General features: G+C 53.9%; 12 protein-coding genes and 2 tRNA genes. 9 read left to right on the top strand and 5 right to left on the bottom strand.

Translation table 11 applies throughout. The features are described from left to right. Positions 1–8: 8 nt before the first annotated feature. The 3 genes from pmrB to dacB are packed head-to-tail and all read right to left on the bottom strand — an operon-like array spanning position 9 to position 3,147. A complete protein-coding gene (pmrB, locus tag GNG27_RS20605; RefSeq protein WP_156264720.1) occupies positions 9–1,052 on the bottom strand; it encodes a two-component system sensor histidine kinase PmrB in 1,044 nt (347 codons plus the stop codon). Next, positions 1,049–1,711 (bottom strand): two-component system response regulator PmrA, encoded by a 663-nt coding sequence (pmrA, locus tag GNG27_RS20600; protein WP_142487244.1) that lies wholly within the window; start codon positions 1,709–1,711, stop codon positions 1,049–1,051. The genes pmrB and pmrA overlap by 4 nt, the downstream gene beginning before the upstream one ends. 2 nt (positions 1,712–1,713) lie before the next feature. Next, entirely contained in the window at positions 1,714–3,147 is a 1,434-nt protein-coding gene (gene dacB / locus GNG27_RS20595; RefSeq protein WP_156264719.1) for a serine-type D-Ala-D-Ala carboxypeptidase, read from the bottom strand. Between the two features lie 246 nt (positions 3,148–3,393). On the opposite strand from dacB, the gene greA reads away from it, so the two are divergent. After that, positions 3,394–3,870, top strand: coding sequence for a transcription elongation factor GreA (gene greA, locus GNG27_RS20590; RefSeq protein WP_142487242.1), 477 nt, complete (start codon positions 3,394–3,396; stop codon positions 3,868–3,870). Positions 3,871–4,022: 152 nt separating this feature from the next. Here the strand turns inward: greA and yhbY are convergent, their stop codons facing one another. Further along, entirely contained in the window at positions 4,023–4,316 is a 294-nt protein-coding gene (gene yhbY, locus GNG27_RS20585; protein ID WP_095099897.1) for a ribosome assembly RNA-binding protein YhbY, read from the bottom strand. A 122-nt stretch (positions 4,317–4,438) separates the two neighbouring features. Between yhbY and rlmE the strand changes: the two genes are divergently transcribed. The 6 genes from rlmE (at position 4,439) to GNG27_RS20555 (ending at position 10,028) form a co-directional block, all read left to right on the top strand. Beyond that, positions 4,439–5,065 carry a 23S rRNA (uridine(2552)-2'-O)-methyltransferase RlmE gene (rlmE, locus tag GNG27_RS20580; RefSeq protein ID WP_032614435.1) on the top strand — a complete coding sequence of 209 codons (627 nt, stop codon included), beginning with the start codon at positions 4,439–4,441 and terminating at the stop codon, positions 5,063–5,065. 102 nt (positions 5,066–5,167) lie between these two features. After that, positions 5,168–7,102: an ATP-dependent zinc metalloprotease FtsH gene (ftsH, locus tag GNG27_RS20575; protein WP_142487241.1), complete on the top strand. Its 1,935-nt coding sequence runs from the start codon at positions 5,168–5,170 to the stop codon at positions 7,100–7,102. A gap of 94 nt (positions 7,103–7,196) precedes the next feature. Continuing rightward, positions 7,197–8,045, top strand: a complete 849-nt coding sequence (folP, locus tag GNG27_RS20570) for a dihydropteroate synthase (RefSeq protein ID WP_142487240.1) — start codon at positions 7,197–7,199, stop codon at positions 8,043–8,045. Then, complete coding sequence (gene glmM / locus GNG27_RS20565; protein ID WP_156264718.1) at positions 8,038–9,375, top strand: phosphoglucosamine mutase; 1,338 nt, start codon at positions 8,038–8,040, stop codon at positions 9,373–9,375. The genes folP and glmM overlap by 8 nt, the downstream gene beginning before the upstream one ends. A 220-nt stretch (positions 9,376–9,595) precedes the next feature. After that, positions 9,596–9,928 carry a preprotein translocase subunit SecG gene (gene secG / locus GNG27_RS20560; protein WP_032614427.1) on the top strand — a complete coding sequence of 111 codons (333 nt, stop codon included), beginning with the start codon at positions 9,596–9,598 and terminating at the stop codon, positions 9,926–9,928. Between the two features lie 13 nt (positions 9,929–9,941). Next, positions 9,942–10,028: transfer RNA gene (locus tag GNG27_RS20555), tRNA-Leu, on the top strand. Positions 10,029–10,174: 146 nt separating this feature from the next. Here the strand turns inward: GNG27_RS20555 and argG are convergent. Continuing rightward, the gene (gene argG / locus GNG27_RS20550) at positions 10,175–11,521 is read right to left on the bottom strand and encodes an argininosuccinate synthase (protein WP_142487238.1); all 1,347 of its coding nucleotides are present in this window, start codon (positions 11,519–11,521) and stop codon (positions 10,175–10,177) included. A gap of 286 nt (positions 11,522–11,807) precedes the next feature. Here argG and GNG27_RS20545 point away from each other — a divergent pair. Together GNG27_RS20545 and rimP are read left to right on the top strand one after the other, a co-directional pair. Next, a tRNA-Met gene (locus GNG27_RS20545) sits at positions 11,808–11,884 on the top strand. Positions 11,885–12,091: 207 nt separating this feature from the next. Then, positions 12,092–12,544: a ribosome maturation factor RimP gene (gene rimP, locus GNG27_RS20540; RefSeq protein ID WP_142487237.1), complete on the top strand. Its 453-nt coding sequence runs from the start codon at positions 12,092–12,094 to the stop codon at positions 12,542–12,544. Positions 12,545–12,567: the final 23 nt, after the last annotated feature.

Here is a 12,567-nt window from a genome sequence, read left to right as displayed (position 1 = left end):
GCTTTTTTTTAGTTTAGTTTTGTCGGTAGCCAACAGCCGACCGTCAGCCCGCCTTCGGGACGGTTTTCCAGCGTCAGTTTGCCGCGGTGCAGCTGCACGATACGCTGCACGATGCTCAACCCTAGCCCGCTACCGCCATAACGTTGATCGATACGACGAAACGGTTCGGTAATGGACTGGCGATGTGCCTCATCAATGCCTGGCCCCCGATCGCAGACGCTCACCAGCGTGCCATCGTCGACTTCCTGCATTCTGACTTCAATGGTGGTTCCCGCCGGGCTGTAACGCACCGCGTTCTCCAGCAAATTGCGCAGCATCAGTCGTAGCAGGGTTGCGTCCCCCTGAACGCTCTGGGAGCCCGTCTGCGGCCAGATCACTGTGTGATCCCGGGTATCATTCTCCAGTGCCAGCGGCGCAAAAATAGATCCGCTCCAGTTAACCGTATCGTAATGCCCACTGGCCAAAGCCTGGCCCGCGCGAGCCAGCATCAGGAGTTGCTCCACGGTATGCATCAGCTGGTCGATACGGGCAATCAGCGTTGTCGCCTGGGGCGAGCCTGACTGCGCCATCAGCTCCAGGTGCAGGCGGATACCCGCCAGCGGCGTTCGCAGCTCGTGTGCGGCGTCAGCGGTGAAGAGGCGCTCCTGTTGAATGGTTTGATCCAGCCGGGCAAGAAGCTGATTTAGCGAGGTGGTTACGGCGCCAATTTCTTCCATGTCGGAATACATCGGCAGCGGGGAGAGATTATCAGCAGAGCGGTTTGCCAGGCTGGAGCGGAGCTGGTTGAGCGGGCGGGTGATCCAGGTGACCGCCCAGAAGGAGAAGAGCAGCGTAAAACCGACCATCACCAGCGAAGGTACCAGCAACGAGGCGATCGCCTCCCGGATCTCTTTCTCCACATGCTGGTTGCGCGCTTTGGCGGAAAGCGTCTCGTTGACCAGAAAGCCGATTTGCTCCCGGCTTTCATGCCAGAGCCAGATAACGCTGACCAGTTGAAAGAACAGCAGAATGACTGCCAACAGCACCATCAGACGACGGCGCATGCTGTTCATTTTTGGCTCTCCAGACGATAGCCCACGCCGCGCACGGTTTTGATCCGATCTTTACCCAGCTTACGCCGGAGGTTATGAATATGAACCTCCAGCGTGTTCGAGCCGGGATCGTCCTGCCAGGAATAGATGTCCTGCTGTAAGGTTTCACGGTGGACGGTCTGCCCGGTGCGCATGATGAGCCGCGTCAGCAGGGCGAACTCTTTTGGTGTTACCTCTACCGGCTGGGACTGTTGTAACACCTGCTGCGTTTGCAGATTCAGCGTCAGATCGCCGTCACTGAGCAGATTATCGCTGTGCCCCTGATAGCGCCGAATCAAGGCTCTGGCCCGCGCCTGCAGTTCCGCCAGGGCAAAGGGTTTCACCAGATAGTCGTCAGCGCCGGAGTCCAGGCCGTTGATGCGATCTTCCAGGGCATCACGCGCCGTCAGGATCAGCACTGGATTATCCACCCCGCGACGACGCCACTGGCTGAGCAGGGTGGCTCCGTCTTTATCCGGTAACCCAAGATCGAGGATTACAAGGCCATATTCACCGCTCTGGATAAGGCCATCAGCCTCGGCGGCAGTGCCAGCACAATCAAGCGTATAGCCCTCGGCTGAGAGCGCCAGAGCCAGTCCTTCCTGTAGCAGCAGATCGTCTTCGACAATGAGTAATTTCATCGCTAGTTATTCTGATAAATATCCTTGTAAAGCCGGCTCTCAAAGCGCACCAGCGGGATACGGCGATTGCGTTGGTCTGCAGGTTCAACCGCGTAGCCTGAAAGATACTGCACAAATGCCATCCGCTGCCCACTGGCCGTGGTGATAAATCCGGCAAGGTTATATACCCCCTGCAGTGAGCCCGTCTTAGCGGAGACTTTGCCATCCACGCCCGCGGCATGCAGGCCGGCCCGGTACTGCAGGGAGCCGTCATAACCGGCGAGCGGCAGCATCGAGATAAAGTTTAGTTCAGTGTCGTGCTGAGCAATGTACTGAAGGACCTGCATCATGGTGGCAGGCGAGATCAGGTTATGGCGCGAAAGACCGGAGCCATCGACCGCGATGGTATTCCCGAGCTCAATACCGGCCTGCTGACGCAGGATCTGCCGGACCGCATCCGAACCGGCACGCCAGGTGCCTGGTACGCCGAAGCGGGCATGGCCGATCATGCGAAACACGGTATCGGCGATCATATTGTCTGATTTTTTCAGCATGATCTTCAGCAGATCGTGCAGCGGTGCCGATTGCTTACTGGCAATCACGGTGCCCGGTTCGTTGCTCTGAGTCTGGCGCAACAGCGTGCCGCTGTAGGTGATATTGGCCTGCTTCAGTTCGTCTTTCAGGATCGCTCCGGCATAGCCTGCGCCATCCTGAATAGCGAAGGCCAGCGGCAGCGGATCGGCGCGTTGCGTCAGACAACCGGTTAGCGTAAAGCGGTTGAGATCGCCCGGGACCACATCCAGCTCGCAGTACTGCGCTTCCGGCGATCCTTTCGCCAGGGTTCGTACCTGGCTGAACATGTTGACCGGATAGTAGGACGCCACCCGGATAAAGGCTAAATCGTTGGGTTTTGGCGCGCTGTACAACGAAATGGAGAAGCAGTTGCGATCGACGATCGCGGCCGCAGGCGGTGCGCTAAAGCACTGGGTCATATCGTTCCACGGCCAGCCCGGGGCCTTATCGTGGCTGGCGAAGATGGAGGTGTCGATAAGCACATTGCCTTCAATGCGCTGCACGCCCGACTTCTTTAGCACGGCGACCATGTTGCGGATATCCTGACGCTTAAATGTCGGATCGCCGCCAAAACGGGCAATAAGATCGCCTTTGAGCACGCCGCTCTCGACGTTGCCTTTGCTTTCAAGCGTGGTGGTGAAGCGAAAATCGGGCCCCAGCTGCAGCAGGGCGGCCAGCGCCGTGATCACCTTTTGCGTACTGGCGGGCAGGGCCATCTGCTGACTGTGATAATCGATCTCAGGCGCCTGGGCGCCGACCTTCTGCACCATCAGGGCAAGGTTGGCGCCATCGGGCAGCTGATTAATATACTCGTCCACGTTCGCTGCCTGGACAGTGAACGCAATCGTGGTGGTCAATCCGATGATAAATCTGGAAAATCGCATAATCTCGCGCTAACAACCCGGAAACAAACCGTCATACTACGGCCCAACGCCCTGTAAAGTAAACGATGACCCATACTGAACTTCGCGGTAAAATACGTATCAAATTGAAAAATTACTGCTGACCTGGAACTTTGCTTCCGGGTCAGTTTTCTTTTGCTTCTGACCTGTGCCAGGCTGTGATGCCTGCGGGGCCAGTCGTCGGGTCGGTTACCCGTACCCAACAGGAATGTCAAAGAGGTATAACAAATGCAAGCTATTCCGATGACCTTACGTGGGGCTGAAAAACTGCGCGAAGAACTGGATTTTCTGAAATCTGTGCGCCGCCCTGAAATCATTGCCGCTATCGCGGATGCGCGTGAGCATGGCGATCTGAAAGAGAACGCTGAGTACCACGCTGCGCGTGAGCAGCAGGGTTTCTGCGAAGGACGTATTAAAGATATCGAAGCTAAGCTGTCGAATGCGCAGGTGATTGATATCACCAAAATGCCGAACAACGGGCGTGTCATTTTTGGCTGCACCGTCACCGTGATCAATCTGGATAACGATGAAGAGGTTTCTTACCGCATCGTGGGTGATGACGAGGCAGATTTTAAGCAGAATCTGATCTCGGTAAACTCGCCGATTGCCCGCGGTCTGATTGGCAAAGAGCAGGACGATGTGGTCACTATCCGCACCCCGGGTGGGGAAGTGGAGTTCGAAATTATCAAGGTTGATTACCTGTAATTCGCATCTCCCGCCAGATGTTGATACATTGTAAAGATAGGAAAAAGGCCGCTTAGCGGCCTTTTATCAACTCAAGGAGCATGGCATTTTGCTCACCTGCTAAAGAAAAACCCCTCGTTTTACACAGAAAATGTGTTCAATTCAGGATAATCTTAGCGTGGCAGCGAGATTTTACGCTCTTTAGATGGGCGGTAGAGCACCAGCGTTTTACCGATGACCTGTACATTACAGGCGCCGGTTTCGCGCACGATTGCTTCCACGATCAAAGTCTTGGTCTCTCTGTCTTCAGAGGCGATTTTCACTTTGATTAATTCGTGGTGCTCCAGCGCTTGTTCAATCTCGGCCAGTACCCCTTCGGTCAAACCATTGTTGCCAAGCATTACTACAGGCTTGAGCGGATGTGCCAGACCTTTAAGGTGCTGTTTTTGTTTAGTACTCAGATTCATCGTATATTTTTGCTTACGTTGGGATTGAAAACGGTTCATTCTACCGCCATCTCCCTAATATCGCCAAATTGCTGAGTGGAAATTTACACCACAGGCTACGATGAACCAGGACGGAAAGTTAAATGACAGGTAAAAAGCGTTCTGCAAGCTCGAGCCGCTGGCTCCAGGAACACTTTAGCGATAAATATGTTCTACAGGCACAGAAAAAGGGGTTACGTTCCCGTGCCTGGTTTAAACTTGATGAAATACAGCAAAGTGACAAACTCTTTAAGCCGGGGATGACGGTTGTCGACCTCGGTGCAGCGCCCGGTGGATGGTCGCAATATGCGGTGACACAAATCGGCGGAACCGGCCGAATCATCGCCTGCGATCTTTTGCCTATGGATCCCATCGTTGGTGTGGACTTCCTTCAGGGCGATTTTCGTGATGAATTAGTACTGAAAGCGTTACTTGAACGGGTAGGTGACAGTAAAGTTCAGGTTGTCATGTCCGATATGGCGCCAAATATGTGCGGAACACCGGCGGTGGATATCCCTCGCTCCATGTATCTGGTAGAACTGGCGTTAGAAATGAGTCGTGATGTATTAGCGCCGGGTGGTAGTTTTTTAGTGAAGGTGTTCCAGGGCGAAGGTTTCGAGGAGTATCTGAAGGAAATTCGCTCCCTGTTTACGAAGGTCAAAGTTCGTAAGCCGGACTCTTCACGTGCGCGTTCACGTGAAGTGTATATTGTAGCGACCGGGCGAAAATGATAGCCGGTGGATTTCAGGCGAAAGTTTGAAATAAATCGGATACAGAGTATCCTGACGCTGTTTTTAACACAGTTGTAATAAGAGGTTAATCCCTTGAGTGACATGGCGAAAAACCTAATACTCTGGCTGGTCATTGCCGTTGTGCTGATGTCAGTATTCCAGAGCTTTGGGCCCAGCGAGTCTAATGGCCGTAAGGTGGACTACTCTACCTTCCTGCAAGAGGTCAACCAGGATCAGGTTCGCGAAGCGCGTATCAACGGACGTGAGATCAACGTTACCAAGAAAGATAGTAACCGTTACACGACTTACATTCCGGTGAACGATCCTAAGCTGCTTGATAACCTTCTGACTAAAAACGTCAAGGTGGTAGGTGAGCCGCCGGAAGAGCCAAGCCTGCTGGCTTCTATCTTCATTTCCTGGTTCCCGATGCTGCTGCTTATCGGCGTCTGGATCTTCTTTATGCGTCAAATGCAGGGCGGCGGTGGCAAAGGTGCCATGTCGTTCGGTAAGAGCAAGGCGCGTATGTTGACGGAAGACCAGATCAAAACCACTTTTGCTGACGTCGCAGGCTGCGATGAAGCAAAAGAAGAGGTGGGTGAACTGGTTGAATACCTGCGTGAGCCGAGCCGTTTCCAGAAACTGGGCGGTAAGATCCCGAAAGGCGTTCTGATGGTAGGTCCTCCTGGTACCGGTAAAACCCTGCTGGCGAAAGCTATCGCCGGTGAAGCGAAGGTACCGTTCTTTACCATTTCCGGTTCTGACTTCGTGGAAATGTTCGTTGGTGTCGGTGCATCCCGTGTGCGTGACATGTTCGAACAGGCCAAGAAAGCGGCACCGTGCATCATCTTCATCGATGAAATCGACGCCGTAGGCCGCCAGCGTGGCGCAGGCCTGGGCGGTGGTCACGATGAACGTGAGCAGACGCTGAACCAGATGCTGGTTGAGATGGATGGCTTCGAAGGTAACGAAGGCATTATCGTTATCGCGGCAACTAACCGTCCGGACGTTCTTGACCCTGCGCTGCTGCGTCCAGGCCGTTTTGACCGTCAGGTTGTGGTCGGTCTGCCAGACGTTCGTGGTCGTGAGCAGATCCTGAAAGTGCACATGCGTCGCGTACCGCTGTCTCCGGACATCGATGCGGCAATTATTGCGCGCGGTACCCCGGGCTTCTCCGGTGCCGATCTGGCTAACCTGGTGAACGAAGCTGCACTGTTTGCTGCTCGCGGCAATAAGCGTGTGGTCTCGATGGTGGAGTTCGAGAAAGCGAAAGACAAAATCATGATGGGTGCGGAACGTCGCTCCATGGTGATGACGGAAGCGCAGAAAGAGTCCACGGCTTACCACGAAGCAGGTCATGCGATTATCGGTCGTCTGGTGCCGGAACACGATCCGGTGCATAAAGTGACGATTATTCCGCGTGGTCGTGCGCTGGGCGTAACGTTCTTCCTGCCGGAAGGCGATGCCATCAGCGCCAGCCGTCAGAAACTGGAAAGTCAGATTTCAACCCTCTACGGTGGTCGTCTGGCAGAAGAGATTATCTACGGTGTGGAACATGTTTCGACCGGTGCGTCCAACGACATTAAAGTCGCGACCAACCTGGCGCGTAACATGGTGACCCAGTGGGGCTTCTCCGACAAACTCGGTCCGCTGCTGTATGCGGAAGAAGAGGGCGAAGTCTTCCTCGGCCGCAGCGTGGCGAAAGCGAAGCATATGTCCGATGAGACAGCGCGTATCATCGACCAGGAAGTGAAGTCGCTCGTTGAACGTAACTACGGTCGCGCGCGTCAGATCCTGAATGACAATATGGATATCCTGCACGCGATGAAAGATGCGCTCATGAAATATGAGACTATCGATGCACCGCAGATCGACGACCTGATGGCACGCCGCGATGTGCGTCCGCCAGCGGGTTGGGAAGATCCAGGTACGTCCAACAACTCTGACAACAATGGCACGCCACGTGCGCCGCGTCCGGTCGATGAACCGCGTACGCCAAACCCGGGCAACACCATGTCAGAACAGTTGGGCGACAAATAAGTCACCGCTGTAGATGATGTTCTCTTTACCTGAAACCCTGGGGCTTGCCCCGGGGTTTTTCTTGTCTGCTTAACCAAAAACTCAGGGATTTGCCATGAAACTCTTCGCCCAGGATTCTTATCTCGATCTGACTCATCCGCATGTGATGGGGATCCTGAACGTCACGCCAGACTCTTTCTCCGATGGCGGTACGCATAACACGCTGATTGAGGCGGTCAGACATGCGAATCTGATGATCAACGCCGGGGCGACCATCATCGATGTTGGCGGGGAGTCGACGCGACCGGGCGCGGCTGATGTCAGCGTGGACGAAGAGTTGTCCAGGGTGATCCCGGTGGTCGAAGCCCTTGCGCAGCGTTTTGAGGTCTGGATCTCGGTGGATACCTCTAAACCTGAGGTCATTCGCGAATCAGCGAGAGTGGGCGCTCACATTATTAATGATATCCGCTCCCTTACCGAGCCGGGGGCACTTGAGGCCGCCGCAGAGACTGGGTTGCCGGTTTGTCTGATGCATATGCAGGGCCAGCCGAAAACCATGCAGGATGCGCCGAAATATGACGACGTGTTTGCTGATGTGAACCGCTATTTTGTTGAACATATTGCGCGTTGTGAGCGTGCCGGCATCTCAAAAGAGAAATTGCTGCTCGACCCGGGATTCGGTTTCGGTAAAAATCTCTCTCATAACTTCGAGCTTCTTGCGCGCTTATCTGAGTTTCACCATTTTGGCCTGCCGCTACTGGTCGGGATGTCACGAAAATCAATGGTAGGTCAGTTGCTTAACGTTGGGCCTTCAGACCGCCTGAACGGGAGTCTGGCCTGCGCGGTCATTGCAGCGATGCAGGGAGCGCATATAATTCGCGTCCATGACGTAAAAGAGACAGCAGAAGCCATGCGAGTGGTGGAAGCCACACTGGCAGCTAAGGAAAACAACCGCTATGAGTAATCGTAAATTTTTTGGTACCGACGGCATTCGTGGACGCGTGGGCGATGCGCCAATCACACCTGAGTTTGTGCTGAAGTTAGGCTGGGCGGCTGGCAAAGTGCTGGCAAGCCACGGCTCGCGCAAAATCATTATCGGCAAAGATACGCGTATCTCTGGCTATATGCTCGAATCGGCGCTGGAAGCGGGTCTTTCCGCGGCGGGGCTCTCAGCCTCCTTTACCGGTCCAATGCCGACGCCAGCCGTAGCCTATCTCACCCGTGCCTTCCGCGCAGAAGCGGGAATTGTAATCTCTGCATCTCATAACCCGTTCTACGATAACGGCATCAAATTCTTCTCAATCGACGGCACCAAACTGCCGGACGATGTCGAAGAGGCCATCGAAGCGGAAATGGAAAAAGAGCTGACCTGCGTTGACTCCGCTGAACTGGGTAAAGCCAGCCGTATCGTCGATGCTGCGGGCCGCTACATTGAATTCTGTAAAGGCACTTTCCCGAACGAGCTGAGCCTCAGCCATCTGAAAATCGTGGTCGACTGCGCGAACGGTGCAACCTACCACATCGCGCCAAACGTGTTCCGCGAACTGGGTGCGCAGGTTGTGGCCATTGGTTGTGAACCTAACGGGCTGAACATTAACGCTGAAGTGGGGGCTACGGATGTTCGCGCACTGCAGGCGCGCGTCCTGGCAGAGAAGGCCGATCTGGGCATCGCCTATGACGGCGACGGCGACCGTGTGATCATGGTTGACCACGAAGGTAATAAGGTCGACGGGGATCAGATCCTCTATATCATTGCCCGTGAAGGCCTGCGCCAGGGGCAGCTGCGCGGCGGTGCCGTCGGGACGTTGATGAGCAACATGGGCCTGGAGCTGGCGCTCAAACAGCTCGGTATTCCGTTTGTGCGCGCGAAAGTGGGCGATCGCTACGTGCTGGAAAAACTGCAGGAGAAAGGCTGGCGCATCGGTGCGGAAAACTCCGGTCACGTGATTCTGCTCGACAAAACCACCACCGGTGACGGCATTGTGGCAAGTCTGCAGGTGGTCGCGGCCATGGTACGTAACCATATGTCCCTGCACGATCTGTGCAGCGGGATGAAAATGTTCCCGCAGATCCTGGTTAACGTCCGCTTCACGGCCGGTAAAGGCGATCCGCTGGAAAACGACAATGTTAAAGCGGTGATGGCTGAGGTCGAAGCGGCCCTGGGCTCCCGTGGCCGCGTCCTGCTGCGTAAGTCTGGCACCGAGCCGCTGATCCGCGTGATGGTTGAAGGGGAAGACGAAGCGCAGGTGACTGAATTTGCGCATCGCATCGCCGATGCCGTAAAAGCAGCATAATTTTCGTTAAGTGTCTAAAAAGGCGGCGCTTGCCGCCTTTGTTTTGCTCAGTGGCTGCGGTTTTGCTGTTTTTTTCCGCACTTGATACAATGAGCTGAAATTGCCCTTGCGAAGGTCATTCGCTTTGGTTAGTATTCACACCCGCTTCAGTGGGAAAGCAAAACTCCTGCTTATTGGTTGAGCATTGGTATGCGGCAAATCCGCAAGGAACAGGTTGATTATGTACGAAGCTCTTTTGGTAGTTTTCCTTATTGTAGCCATCGCTCTGGTAGCGTTGATTATGCTGCAGCAAGGTAAAGGCGCTGATATGGGGGCCTCTTTTGGAGCAGGCGCTTCTGGTACGCTGTTCGGTTCAAGTGGTTCTGGTAACTTCATGACCCGCGCAACGGCGATTCTGGCAACGCTGTTTTTCATCATCAGTCTGGCGCTTGGCAATATCAACAGCAACAAGACCAGTAAAGGAAGCGAGTGGGAAAATCTGAGCGCACCGGCGAAATCCGAGCAGACTCAGCCAGCTGCACCGGCTAAGCCGACCAGCGATATCCCACAGTAATAGAAGTAACAGTGCTGAGGTGGTGGAATTGGTAGACACGCTACCTTGAGGTGGTAGTGCCCTAACGGGCTTGTGGGTTCGAGTCCCATCCTCAGTACCAATATTCCGAAGAAAAGACGTCGCAAGACGTCTTTTTTTTCGTCTGTAGTTTGTGATATTGCCCGGCGGTGCGATGCTTGCCGGGCCCGGGAAAACACAACTACAAAAAAGGCGCCCTCAGGCGCCTTTTGCATTTTTTGTTCGCGATTACTGCTTATCGCTGTTTTCCAGATTCTCGACCTGCGGCAGACCGTTACCTGTTGATACGGAGAGCAGACCGTTCTCGGTATAGGTGAACAGCTTGGCGCGAGTATCGGTGATATCCAGGTTGCGCATGGTCAGCTGACCGATACGATCGTCCGGGGAGAAGACGGATTCGCCTTTTTCCATGGTCAGACGCTCTGCCTGATAGGTCAGGTTGTCAGACACGGTATTCAGAATCGAGTAGTCGTTACCGCGACGCAGTTCCAGGGTCACTTCACCGGTAATCGCGCTTGCCACCCAACGCTGCAGGGCATCACGCAGCATCAGCGCCTGCGGATCGAACCAACGGCCCTGATACAGCAGTTTGCCCAACTGACGGCCATGAGAGTGGTACTGCTCAATGGTGTCTTCGTTGTGAATACCGGTCAGCAGACGCTCATAAGCGATGTGCAGCAGCGCCATCCCCGGCGCTTCATAGATGCCACGGCTTTTCGCTTCGATGATACGGTTTTCAATCTGATCGCTCATGCCCAGACCATGGCGGCCGCCGATGCGGTTTGCTTCCAGCATCAGTTCCACATCGTCAGAGAAGGTCTGGCCGTTCAGGGCAACCGGGTGGCCGCGTTCAAAACGCACGGTCACTTCTTCCGCCTGGATTTTGACGTTTTCGTCCCAGAACTTCACGCCCATGATCGGGTTAACGATCTTCACGCTGGAGTTCAGGAATTCCAGGTCTTTTGCTTCGTGCGTTGCACCCAGCATGTTGGAGTCGGTGGAGTAAGCTTTCTCGACTGACATTTTGTAGTCAAAGCCACAGGCGATCATAAATTCGGACATTTCGTGACGGCCACCGAGTTCGTCGATGAAGTCAGTATCCAGCCATGGCTTGTAGATCTGCAGTTCAGCGTTAGTCAGCAGGCCATAACGGTAGAAACGCTCAATGTCGTTGCCTTTATAGGTGCTGCCATCACCCCAGATGTTAACGCCATCGTCTTTCATCGCGGCAACCAGCATGGTGCCGGTAACGGCACGGCCCAGTGGGGTGGTATTGAAATAGGTCAGGCCGCCGGTAGTGTTATGGAATGCGCCACACTGAATGGCAGCGATACCTTCGGCAACCAGCTGCTTACGGCAGTCAATCAGGCGTGCGTTCTCTGCACCGTACTCCATGGCACGACGAGGGATCGCATCATAATCGTCCTCATCCGGCTGACCCAGGTTCGCAGTATATGCATAAGGAACCGCTCCCTTCTGGCGCATCCACAGCAGTGCAGCGCTGGTATCCAGGCCGCCTGAAAAAGCGATGCCAATACGTTGTCCTTGCGGAAGATGCTTGAGAATCGTCGTCATAAAATAAAACCCTGCTTGATTGACTGATGAGTGATCGCTTTCACCCTAAATGCATTTTTATGCAGAATAAGTGAGTTTTCATTTAATCATCTTTTGGCAAGTACCGAAAGTGATTCGTGTATTTTTTGTAAAAATTTCCCGCCTGAATCGCTGTGGTTCACAGGGTTGACAGGCGGCGTCCACTATCAATATACTGTACGCCGATTTTACGTCCCGTCCTCGGTACCAAATCCCAGCATTATTTGCATTTTTTACCCACAGCGAGTAGAATTTGCCACGTTTCAGGCGCGGGGTGGAGCAGCCTGGTAGCTCGTCGGGCTCATAACCCGAAGGTCGTCGGTTCAAATCCGGCCCCCGCAACCACTTTCCTATAAAGTCCTTTTTCAAATATACTGTGAAGACTTAGCGCCTTCGTAGCTGGATTTGAAAAAATTCTTTTTGAAAGTGCTCCAGGCCACTGTTGTGGCTATAGGGTTCAGTTATCTAAAGCCCCGATTTATCGGGGTTTTTTGTTATCTGACTACAGAATAACTGGGCTTTATGCCCTTTTTTTACGTCTTGGGGGTGGGCTTGTCCACATTAGACCAAAAATTAACAGAGATGATTAAAGCACCAGTCGAAGCACTGGGCTACGAACTGGTCGGCATCGAATTCATTCGCAGCCGTACATCCACGCTGCGCATCTATATTGATAGTGAAGATGGCATCAATGTTGATGATTGTGCTGATGTTAGCCACCAGGTGAGTGCGGTTCTTGATGTTGAAGATCCTATTACCGTCGCCTATAACCTGGAAGTTTCCTCGCCTGGTCTGCATCGCCCGCTGTTCACTGCTGAACACTACACTCACTACATTGGTGAAGAGGCGGCTCTCGTTCTGCGTATGGCTGTACAAAACCGCCGTAAATGGCAGGGCGTTATTAAGGCCGTTGATGGTGAGATGATCACAGTAACAGTCGAAGGCAAAGATGAAGTGTTCGCGCTGAGTAATATCCAGAAGGCGAACCTGGTTCCCCACTTTTAACAGTCTGGATGAGGTGAAAAGCC

Source organism: Leclercia sp. 119287, assembly GCF_009734485.1.
In the GTDB taxonomy this organism is placed as follows: domain Bacteria; phylum Pseudomonadota; class Gammaproteobacteria; order Enterobacterales; family Enterobacteriaceae; genus Enterobacter; species Enterobacter adecarboxylatus_C.
This window is presented reverse-complemented; position numbering and strand designations above follow the sequence as displayed.

Coding starts and splice junctions, on each gene's coding strand:
- yhbY (WP_095099897.1), bottom strand. CDS start 4,316: ATGAATCTGAGTACTAAACAAAAACAGCACCTTAAAGGTCTGGCACAT.
- glmM (WP_156264718.1), top strand. CDS start 8,038: ATGAGTAATCGTAAATTTTTTGGTACCGACGGCATTCGTGGACGCGTG.
- pmrA (WP_142487244.1), bottom strand. CDS start 1,711: ATGAAATTACTCATTGTCGAAGACGATCTGCTGCTACAGGAAGGACTG.
- ftsH (WP_142487241.1), top strand. CDS start 5,168: ATGGCGAAAAACCTAATACTCTGGCTGGTCATTGCCGTTGTGCTGATG.
- secG (WP_032614427.1), top strand. CDS start 9,596: ATGTACGAAGCTCTTTTGGTAGTTTTCCTTATTGTAGCCATCGCTCTG.
- greA (WP_142487242.1), top strand. CDS start 3,394: ATGCAAGCTATTCCGATGACCTTACGTGGGGCTGAAAAACTGCGCGAA.
- rlmE (WP_032614435.1), top strand. CDS start 4,439: ATGACAGGTAAAAAGCGTTCTGCAAGCTCGAGCCGCTGGCTCCAGGAA.
- argG (WP_142487238.1), bottom strand. CDS start 11,521: ATGACGACGATTCTCAAGCATCTTCCGCAAGGACAACGTATTGGCATC.
- folP (WP_142487240.1), top strand. CDS start 7,197: ATGAAACTCTTCGCCCAGGATTCTTATCTCGATCTGACTCATCCGCAT.
- pmrB (WP_156264720.1), bottom strand. CDS start 1,052: ATGAACAGCATGCGCCGTCGTCTGATGGTGCTGTTGGCAGTCATTCTG.
- dacB (WP_156264719.1), bottom strand. CDS start 3,147: ATGCGATTTTCCAGATTTATCATCGGATTGACCACCACGATTGCGTTC.